Raw genomic sequence first — 9,271 nt, 5'->3', positions numbered from 1 at the left:
GAATGGGTATTTTATAACAGATGATTATGAAGAAGATATTTTTATACCGAACGTAAATTTAGGAAAAGGTTTGCATGGAGATGTAGTTAGAGCCTATGTTTATCAGCGTAAAAGAAGTAAAAAAATAGAAGCAGATGTTGTAGAAATTATAGAACGTGCAAAAACAGAGTTTGTAGGCGTTTTACAAAAAAGCAAAAATTTTGGTTTTGTAATTTGTGATAATTATAAAATGTATGCCGATATTTTTATATCACAAAACAAAATGAATGGCGCAGAACATGGAGATAAAGTACAAGCTACTATTTCTGATTGGCCAGAAAACTCTAAAAATCCGTTTGGTAAAATAACCACTGTTTTAGGTAAACCAGGAGATCATAATACAGAAATGCATTCTATTTTATTAGAATACGATTTGCCTTATGAGTTTCCTGCAGAAGTAGAAAAAGATGCAGAAAATTTATCCATAGAAATTACTAAAAATGAAATAAGAAAACGTAGAGATATGAGTAAAGATTTAACCTTTACCATAGATCCTAAAGATGCCAAAGATTTTGATGATGCTTTGTCTTTTACCAAATTAGAAAATGGTAATTACGAAGTTGGTATTCATATTGCAGATGTTTCTCATTATTTACAACAAGATACCATTTTAGATCATGAAGCTTACGAACGTGCAACCTCTGTGTATTTAGTAGATAGAGTAGTACCAATGTTGCCAGAAATGTTGAGTAATGGTGTTTGCTCTTTAAGACCAAAGGAAGAAAAATTAACTTTTTCTGCAGTATTTGAAATTAATGAAAAAGCACAAATAGTAGGAGAGTGGTTTGGTAGAACAGTAACATATTCAGACCAACGTTTTGCGTATGAAGAAGCACAATCTATTATAGAAAATTGTAAATTATCTAACAACATACAACCATACACAATGCCTTCAGAAACTTCTATTATTGATAAAGAATATGAAGTTTCTCCAGCAATTGTAGAAGCTACTTTAAAATTAGACGAACTCGCAAAAATTCTTCGTAAAAAAAGAATGAAACAAGGTGCAATTTCTTTTGATAGAGTAGAGGTAAAGTTCAATTTAGATGAAGAAGCAAATCCTGTTGGAGTTTTCTTTAAAACCTCTAAAGATGCTAATAAATTAATAGAAGAGTTTATGTTGTTAGCTAATAGAAAAGTAGCTGAATTTATAGGCCAAAAACAAGGCAGACCTTCTGGTAAAACTTTTATTTATAGAGTACATGATGAGCCAGATGTAGAAAAATTAGCTTCTTTACAGAATATTATTAGCAAATTTGGTTACAAAATTAATACAGATACTAAAGAAACCACATCAGATTCTTTAAATAAACTTTTAAGTGATGTACATGGTAAAGCAGAATCTAATATGATAGAAACTTTAACTATTAGAACCATGTCTAAAGCAGTGTATACCACCCAAAATATTGGTCATTATGGATTGGCTTTTAACTATTATAGCCATTTTACATCACCCATTAGACGTTATCCTGATGTGATGACACATCGTTTACTACAACATTATTTAGATGGCGGAAATAGCCCAAAATCGCTTCTTTATGAAGAAAAGTGTAAACACTCTTCTAAAAGAGAAGAATTAGCTAGTAAAGCTGAACGTGATTCTATAAAATACATGCAAGTTAAATACATGCAAGATCATAAAAATGAAATTTTTGAAGGTGTAATTACAGGCGTTACAGAATGGGGAATTTACGTGGAAATTAAACAAAATAAATGTGAAGGAATGGTTCGAATTAGAGATATAAAAAGCGATTATTATATTTTTGATGAAAAACAATACGCTGTAGTTGGGCAATCTACTAAGCAAATGTATCAATTAGGTGATGATGTAAAAGTACAAGTAAAGAAAACTGATTTAGAACGCAAACATTTAGATTTTAATTTAATTGAAGATTAAATATGATTTTAACAACCACACCAAACATAGAAAATTTTAAAATAGTAGATTATTTAGGTATTGTAACTGGTACAGCTTACGATTCTAGTTATTCTTCTAACGGAACAAAGATGTCTTTTAAAGATATGTTTAGCATGACTAAATATTACGAAAAATATACTTTAGGTTTAGAGGCAATAAAAGAAAAAGCTTTTCAAAATTTAAAAGACAATGCAAATAAATTAGGTGCAAATGCAGTAGTTGGTATTCAGTTAGATGTAGAACCACTTGCAAATTCTGCAACATTATTAGTTTCTATTACTGGTACAGCAGTAACTGTAAAATAATTTTTTTGCAGTACCAATGCAATAAAAAGCTAAAAAATTCTTTATTATTGGTATAATTATTGATAAAATTGTCACATCAAACTTAAATAAAATGAAAAAACTCAATTTTATATTTCTGTTTTTTATTGGTTTTACAACTTTTGCACAATCTACAGTTACTAAAAATTTAGGAGACTATAACATTCTAAAAGTTTACAATGGTATAGAAGTAGAATTAATCAAATCATCAGACCAAAAAATAGAAATTACAGGTGAAAAATCTGAAATGGTTAAAATTAAAAATGTAGATAATACATTAAAATTATCGTTACCATTTTCTTTAACACCTGCAGATAATGCTGCAGATGGTAAAATTTTAGTAAAATTGTATTACAACAAAGCTATTAATATTATAGATGCTAATGAAGGTGCAACCATTACTAGTAAAAACTTTAATCAAGATAAATTAGAGGTAAATGCACAAGAAAGAGCCTTTATAAACTTAACTACAAAAACTAATTATTTAACTGTTAGAGCATCTTCTGGAGGGATTATTAAACTTTCTGGTACTGCAAAAAATCAAGAAATAGATGTAGATTTATATGGTATTTACCATGGTTTTAAATTAGAAGCTTCAGGAAATTCTACTGTAAAAGCAGGTACAGGTGCAAAAGCAGAAGTAAATGCAGGCGAAACATTAAACGCGAAAGTTAGTTTTGGTGGTACTATTTTTTACAAGGGAAATCCAGAGGTGGTAAAAGATAAAAAAGTAATTGGTGGTATTATAGAAAAAAGAAATTAACAGAACAATTATAAAAATGTTTGTATAACAAGCTTTTTTGTATCTTTGTACTATTAAATTAAAGAACAGATGTATAGTTTATCAATAGTATCAGGTTTTATTGGAGGACCACAAGTAATTATTATACTAGTGGTTGTTTTATTACTTTTTGGAGGAAGAAAAATACCAGAGTTAATGAAAGGCTTAGGAAGTGGTATTAAAGAGTTTAAAAATGCTTCTAAAGAAGACTCTGAAGAAAAATTAGAAGAAAAGAAATAAATAGTATTTAAATATTAAAATATAAAAAAAAAGCGCTATCAATTGATTAGCGCTTTTCTTTTTATATGAATTAAACAAATCCCCCAATCAATTCAATTCTTGATTTCAAAAATAGATATAAATATTATTTTTTAAAATAAATATCTAACTTTTGTTGTAAATGGGAATAAAAAAGGGCTTTTTGGGATAAAAAGGAAGGTATCAATTTAATAAACTTTCTAAAGATTGTTTACTAAAACTTCTAGAAACGGGTATATTAAATGAAATTAAATCAGACTTTAATAAATATCCTCTAGCATTCCCAGAAATTTCTTTAACAAAGCAGGTATTAATTATATAGCTTTTATGACACCTTATAACATTTTTATAGTCTTGTAAATCTTTAGCAATTCTAGTTAAAGTTGCTCTTAATATAATTTCTTTTAAATCATTTTCTTTTTTTAAGTAAAAACTTACATAATTACCTTGAGAAGTTATATATACCAATCTATCAATAAAAAAAACTATTTTTTCTTTACCATTATCTGAGTAAACAATAATTTGAGTTTTTTCTTTTTCTGATGTAAAATTTTCCCTTCTTTTTTTAAATTCACTTGCTCTTTTTCTTCTTTTTAAACTTACGTTCTTTTCGTTTATAAAAATGAAGAATACCAAAGGAATTAAAGTTACCAAAAAAGTATAAAAAATAAATTGAAATAAACTGAGTTTTCTAAAATCATAGGGTTCTTTATATTCCTCTCCAATATACCATAGAGCACTACCTATTAGAATAATTCCTAGTGTTATTAGAAATATATTTCTTCCCAAAGTCCAATTATCTTCATTAAAATAATTCTTAAAAATAAGTGGAGGTACAGCCAACATAAAAAAGGTACCTAAAAAACCGATTATACCTATTAATAAAGTATATTCTAAAAGAATAACTTCCATTGTTGATAAGTAAAAAGGTTTAAAAATATAAAGGAATAGAAAAACGAACAGTCCTAAAAAAAAACTAATTCTAAATTTAAACTTTAATGATGGGTTAAAATAATAGGGTTTTAATAACCAGTTTTTAACTAAATTTAAATATTTTTTTAGCACTATTTAATTAGGGTTTTAAGTTTATTTTTATCGAATTTTCTAGAAATTGGTATTTGCTTTTCAATCAATTTAGATTCTAAAAAATAACCTCTTGCATTGCCAGAAATTCGATCCATAAAGATAGCGTTTATAATATAAGACCTATGACACCTTACAATATTAGAATATTTTTGTAAGATACTATTAATATTTGTTAAGGTATTTCTTATTATTTTTTCTTTTAAGCCATTGTCTGTTTTTACATAAAAACTTACATAATTTCCTTGTGTTGTAATATAAATAAGATGATCAATTTTAATATTTACAGATTCCTTTTTATTTTCTGCAAATATTTTTACTTCATCATTTATTATTAAATATTCAGAAGAAACTTTATTTTTCATTATTTCTTCAGAAACTTTTTCTCTTTTTTTTCTATGTTTTTTCTCAGAAAAATAGGTAACTAAAAAGATAGGAAAAATAGAAATAGCAAACGTATAAGTAAAGATTTCTTCAAAGGTTAATAACCTCCAATTTTCTGTATTTTGAAATTGAGAATTAAACAACCAATTACAAATACCAATACAACTTACTAAAACAAAAAGAAAAAAGATATTTTTATAAATTGTAAAATTTTCTTCCTTAAAAAATTCTTTAAATAATATAGGTATTACTATATAAAAAAAAGATTGCACAGAAAAGGTAACAAAACCAAAACCTAGTGAGTATATAAAAAAATTACCTCCTAATTCTTCCATACCAAAAGGCTTAAAAACATACAGAAAAATAAAAATAAAAAAGCCGTTTTTAAATGCTATTGATAAATGATTTTTTGGAGATAATTCAAAAAAATAGGCTTTTTTAAACCATTTTAAAATTTGCACTTTTATTAAGGTTTATATTAATCTTCTTTTTCTTTTTTAGCGTTTTTCATAGCTTCACCAATTTGGTTGCTTGCTGTAAAACTAGCAACCATATCATTTAGCATTTGGCTACCTGCTTGTGGCGAATTTGGTAAAAGTATTAAGTTACTATTGGTTTCTTGCCCAATAGATTGTAAGGTATCGTAATGTTGTGTTACTACAATTAAAGCAGATGCTTCTTGGCTATTAATACCTACTTTGTTTAAAACTTCTACAGATTCTTCTAAACCACGTGCAATTTCGCGTCTTTGATCTGCAATACCTTGCCCTTGTAAACGTTTACTTTCTGCTTCTGCTTTGGCTTTTTCTACAATTAAAATACGTTGTGCATCTCCTTCATATTGTGCAGCTGTTTTTTCTCTATCTGCAGCATTAATTCTGTTCATTGCTATTTTTACTTGTGGATCAGGATCAATATCGGTTACTAAAGTTCTAATAATATCAAAACCGTAATCTAACATAGCATCATTTAATTCTGACTTTACAGCAATGGCAATATCATCTTTTTTTACAAAAACATCATCTAATTTCATTTTTGGCACTTCTGCTCTAACTACATCAAAAACATAACTTGTTATTTGTTCATGAGGATAATCTAACTTATAAAAAGCATCATAGACTTTGTCACTTATTACTTTGTATTGTACAGAAACTTTTAATTTTACAAAAACATCGTCTAAGGTTTTGGTTTCTATAATTACATCTAATTGTTGAATTTTTAATGATAACCTTCCTGCAACTCTATCAATAAAAGGTATTTTAAGCCTTAAACCAGATTGTCGAATAGCATTAAATCTTCCAAAACGTTCAATAATAGCAGCTGTTTGTTGCTTCACCATAAAAAATGATGCAAAAAGGATAAGTGCAAGAAATATAATAGTTATAATAAAAATTGGTGGCATAGTTAATTTTTTTAATGTTGATAATTAATACTCTATAAAGATACTCAAAAACAGTAATTAATTATGAGGCACTTTAAAAAAAATATAAAAACAGTTTTTTAAAACTAGTTTTAATTAGCTTCCTTTAATATTTCTGCTGCAAAATTTGTACATAATAAAAGGGTTTCTCTAACATCTTCTATAGATGTTTTTGCATTTATTAAACACATTCTTAACACTACTTGTCCGTTTAAAATAGTAGTAACTAATAATGCTTTTTTAGAATCCATTACACGTTTAGATATTTTCTGATTTAAAACATCTAATTGTTTTTCTGTTAAATCTAAATCTATTGGATGATATCTAAAGTTAATAATAGCTAAAGTTGCAGGAGAAATAATTTCCCATTTTTTACTTTTTCTTAATATTTTTTCTACGTTTTCTGCAAGTTTTATATTGTAAGTAATGGCACTTCTAAACTTTTCTAAACCATAGGTTTTTATAGACATGTAAAACTTTAATGCTCTAAATCTCCTGGTTAGTTGAATCCCATAATCGTAAAAGTTTATTTCAGACTCATTGCCCTCTATATCTCTTAAATATTCTGGTTTTTCGCTAAATGTATTGCTTAACCAAGAAGCGTCTTTTACTAATAAACAACCAATTTCATAGGGTTGATAAAACCATTTATGTGGATCTACAGTTAAGGAATCTGCACGTTCAATTCCACCTAATAAACGTTCTCCTTTTTTGGATAAAATAGCGGCACCACCATACGCACCATCTATGTGAAACCAAATATTTTCCTCTTCGCAAATGTCTGCAATTTCGTTCAAAGGATCTATACTCCCTGTATTTGTAGTTCCTGCAGAGGCTATAAAACAAAAAGGTTGTAAGCCTAATAATCTGTCTTTTGCAATTTCGTTTTTTAGCTTATTAATACTTAATTTAAAATCTACATCTGTGGGTAAAATACGTATTTGTTCTTTTTTAAAACCTAAAACACGTATGGCTTTTATGTTAGAAGAGTGTGCCTGGTCAGATAAGTAAATGATTGCTTTAGAAAAATCGTCTCCACATTTTATTCTTCTGGCAGTTACCAAAGCTGTTAAATTTGCCATAGAACCACCACTGGTAAAAATTCCACCTCCTTTTTTAACAGGAAAATTAAATATTTTTAATAACCAATTCATGGTTACAATTTCTAATTCTGCTGCTGCAGGAGAAACCATCCACCCACCAGAAAAAATATTTAAACCAGTGGCAATAGAATCTGACATTGCACTAATAAAGTTACTTGGCCCAGGAACAAAAGAATACATTTTAGGATGCATTGTTAAGTTACAATTAGGTATAACATTTTGTAAAACAAAATCTAAAACCTCTTCTGGTTTAGAATCTTTTTCTGGAGCTTCTGTTAAAAAAACAGCATCCATTTCTTCCCTAGAAGCAGCAGTAACAGGTGTTTCTTCTTCTATATTTGCGTAGTGATTTACAATATAGTCTACAATTTTATAGCCATAAGAACGCATTTCTGCTTCGCTTAAATCAAATGCTGATTTCATGATAATTTTTCGATTGCAGTTTGTATTCTTTTTATAGTTTCTTCTTTCCCAATCATTGCTATAATATCAAACAAATGCGGACCTGCTAACTTACCAACTAAAGAGAGTCGTAAAGGTTGCATTATTTTACCAAAACCAATTTCTTTGCTGGTTATCCATCCTTTGATTTCGTTTTCGGTGTTTTCAGATGAAAAATCTTCGATATTTTGGATGATTTCTAACAACTCTTTCATTAAATCTGGAGTCCCTTCTTTCCAGTTTTTCTTTACATTTTTTGCATCGTATTCAGAAGGGCTTTCGAAGAAAAAAGAAGATAAATCCCATAAATCTTCAACAAAAATGGCTCTTTCTTTGATTGATGAAACAATTTTTTGAACACGAGATTTATCGACTGCGCTCGAAATGACAATATTCTTTTCTTCTAAAATTGGCAAGAATAATTCTGTTATTTCTTCATAAGATTTTGTTTGCATGTATTGTTGCTGAAACCACTTGGTTTTATCTGGATTAAATTTTGCACCAGATTTACTAACTCTTTTTAAATCAAACTCTTGTATTAAATTTTCTATAGAAAAAAGTTCTTGTTCTGTACCAGGATTCCACCCTAAAAAAGCCAACATGTTTATAAATGCCTCTGCAAAATATCCATCTTCTTTATAACCACGAGAAACATCACCTGTTTGCTCATTTGTATATTTTAAAGGAAACACCGGAAATCCTAATTTATCTCCATCTCTTTTACTTAATTTACCCTTACCAACAGGTTTTAAAATTAGTGGTAAATGTGCAAATTTTGGAGCTTTCCAATCAAAAGCTCTGTATAATAAGACGTGTAAAGGCATTGATGGTAGCCATTCTTCACCACGTATTACGTGAGATATTTCCATCAAATGATCATCTACTATATTGGCTAAATGATAGGTTGGCATTCCATCACCTTTAAACAAAATTTTATCGTCTAAAGTATTGGTATCAATAGCAATTGTTCCTCTAATTTCATCTTCCATTTGTAAAATTTCATTTTGTGGAGTTTTAAAACGAATTACATAGTTTTCGCCAGCATTTATACGTTTCTGTACTTCATCTTCAGATAAAACTAATGAATTTACCAAACGTCCTTTTGCACGATTGTGCCAATTATAAATAAAGGTTTTTCCTTCTGCTTCGTGCTGTTTTCTGTGTGCATCTAGTTGCTCTGATGTATCAAAAGCATAATATGCCCAACCTGTATTTATTAAAATATCTGCGTATTTTTTGTAGATTTCTTTGCGTTCAGATTGCCTGTAAGGCCCAAATTTTTCGTTCTTGTTTATTCCTTCATCAAAAGGAATGTTACACCATTCTAAAGCATCAATAATATATTGTTCGGCATTGGCAACATAACGTGTTTGGTCTGTATCTTCTATTCTTAACACAAAAGTTCCATTGTGTTTTTTGGCAAATAAATAATTATATAAAGCTGTTCTTACACCACCAATATGCAAAGGTCCTGTAGGACTTGGTGCAAAACGAACACGAACATTTGATTCCATTTTTTTA

At 28.4% G+C, this 9,271-nt stretch carries 9 protein-coding genes; 4 read left to right on the top strand and 5 right to left on the bottom strand.

The genetic code is table 11. The features are described from left to right. From rnr to tatA, 4 genes are all read left to right on the top strand, one after another. Positions 1-1,936: ribonuclease R (rnr, locus tag ACTG3S_RS07170; protein WP_439128675.1), on the top strand; the 1,936-nt coding region annotated here is incomplete at its 5' end. A gap of 2 nt (positions 1,937-1,938) precedes the next feature. Then, complete coding sequence (locus tag ACTG3S_RS07165) at positions 1,939-2,262, top strand: YbjQ family protein (RefSeq protein WP_439128674.1); 324 nt, start codon at positions 1,939-1,941, stop codon at positions 2,260-2,262. A 91-nt stretch (positions 2,263-2,353) separates the two neighbouring features. Beyond that, entirely contained in the window at positions 2,354-3,043 is a 690-nt protein-coding gene (locus tag ACTG3S_RS07160) for a head GIN domain-containing protein (RefSeq protein ID WP_439128673.1), read from the top strand. A gap of 69 nt (positions 3,044-3,112) precedes the next feature. After that, a complete protein-coding gene (tatA, locus tag ACTG3S_RS07155) occupies positions 3,113-3,301 on the top strand; it encodes a twin-arginine translocase TatA/TatE family subunit (protein WP_439128672.1) in 189 nt (62 codons plus the stop codon). A gap of 201 nt (positions 3,302-3,502) precedes the next feature. Here tatA and ACTG3S_RS07150 read toward each other — a convergent pair whose 3' ends face one another. The 5 genes from ACTG3S_RS07150 to gltX all read right to left on the bottom strand — a co-directional run bounded on the left by ACTG3S_RS07150 (position 3,503) and on the right by gltX (position 9,264). Next, a complete protein-coding gene (locus ACTG3S_RS07150) occupies positions 3,503-4,231 on the bottom strand; it encodes a LytR/AlgR family response regulator transcription factor (RefSeq protein WP_439128671.1) in 729 nt (242 codons plus the stop codon). 152 nt (positions 4,232-4,383) lie between these two features. After that, positions 4,384-5,247, bottom strand: coding sequence for a LytTR family transcriptional regulator DNA-binding domain-containing protein (locus tag ACTG3S_RS07145; protein WP_439128670.1), 864 nt, complete (start codon positions 5,245-5,247; stop codon positions 4,384-4,386). 17 nt (positions 5,248-5,264) lie between these two features. Further along, on the bottom strand, positions 5,265-6,188 hold the full coding sequence (locus tag ACTG3S_RS07140) for an SPFH domain-containing protein (protein ID WP_439128669.1): 924 nt from the start codon (positions 6,186-6,188) through the stop codon (positions 5,265-5,267). 110 nt (positions 6,189-6,298) lie between these two features. Continuing rightward, entirely contained in the window at positions 6,299-7,732 is a 1,434-nt protein-coding gene (locus ACTG3S_RS07135; protein WP_439128668.1) for a pyridoxal phosphate-dependent decarboxylase family protein, read from the bottom strand. After that, entirely contained in the window at positions 7,729-9,264 is a 1,536-nt protein-coding gene (gene gltX / locus ACTG3S_RS07130; RefSeq protein ID WP_439128703.1) for a glutamate--tRNA ligase, read from the bottom strand. Before gltX ends, ACTG3S_RS07135 begins: the two co-directional genes overlap by 4 nt. Between the last annotated feature and the right edge of the window lie 7 nt (positions 9,265-9,271).

Source organism: Polaribacter sp. (assembly GCF_965656025.1).
Taxonomy (GTDB): domain Bacteria; phylum Bacteroidota; class Bacteroidia; order Flavobacteriales; family Flavobacteriaceae; genus Polaribacter.
This window is presented reverse-complemented; position numbering and strand designations above follow the sequence as displayed.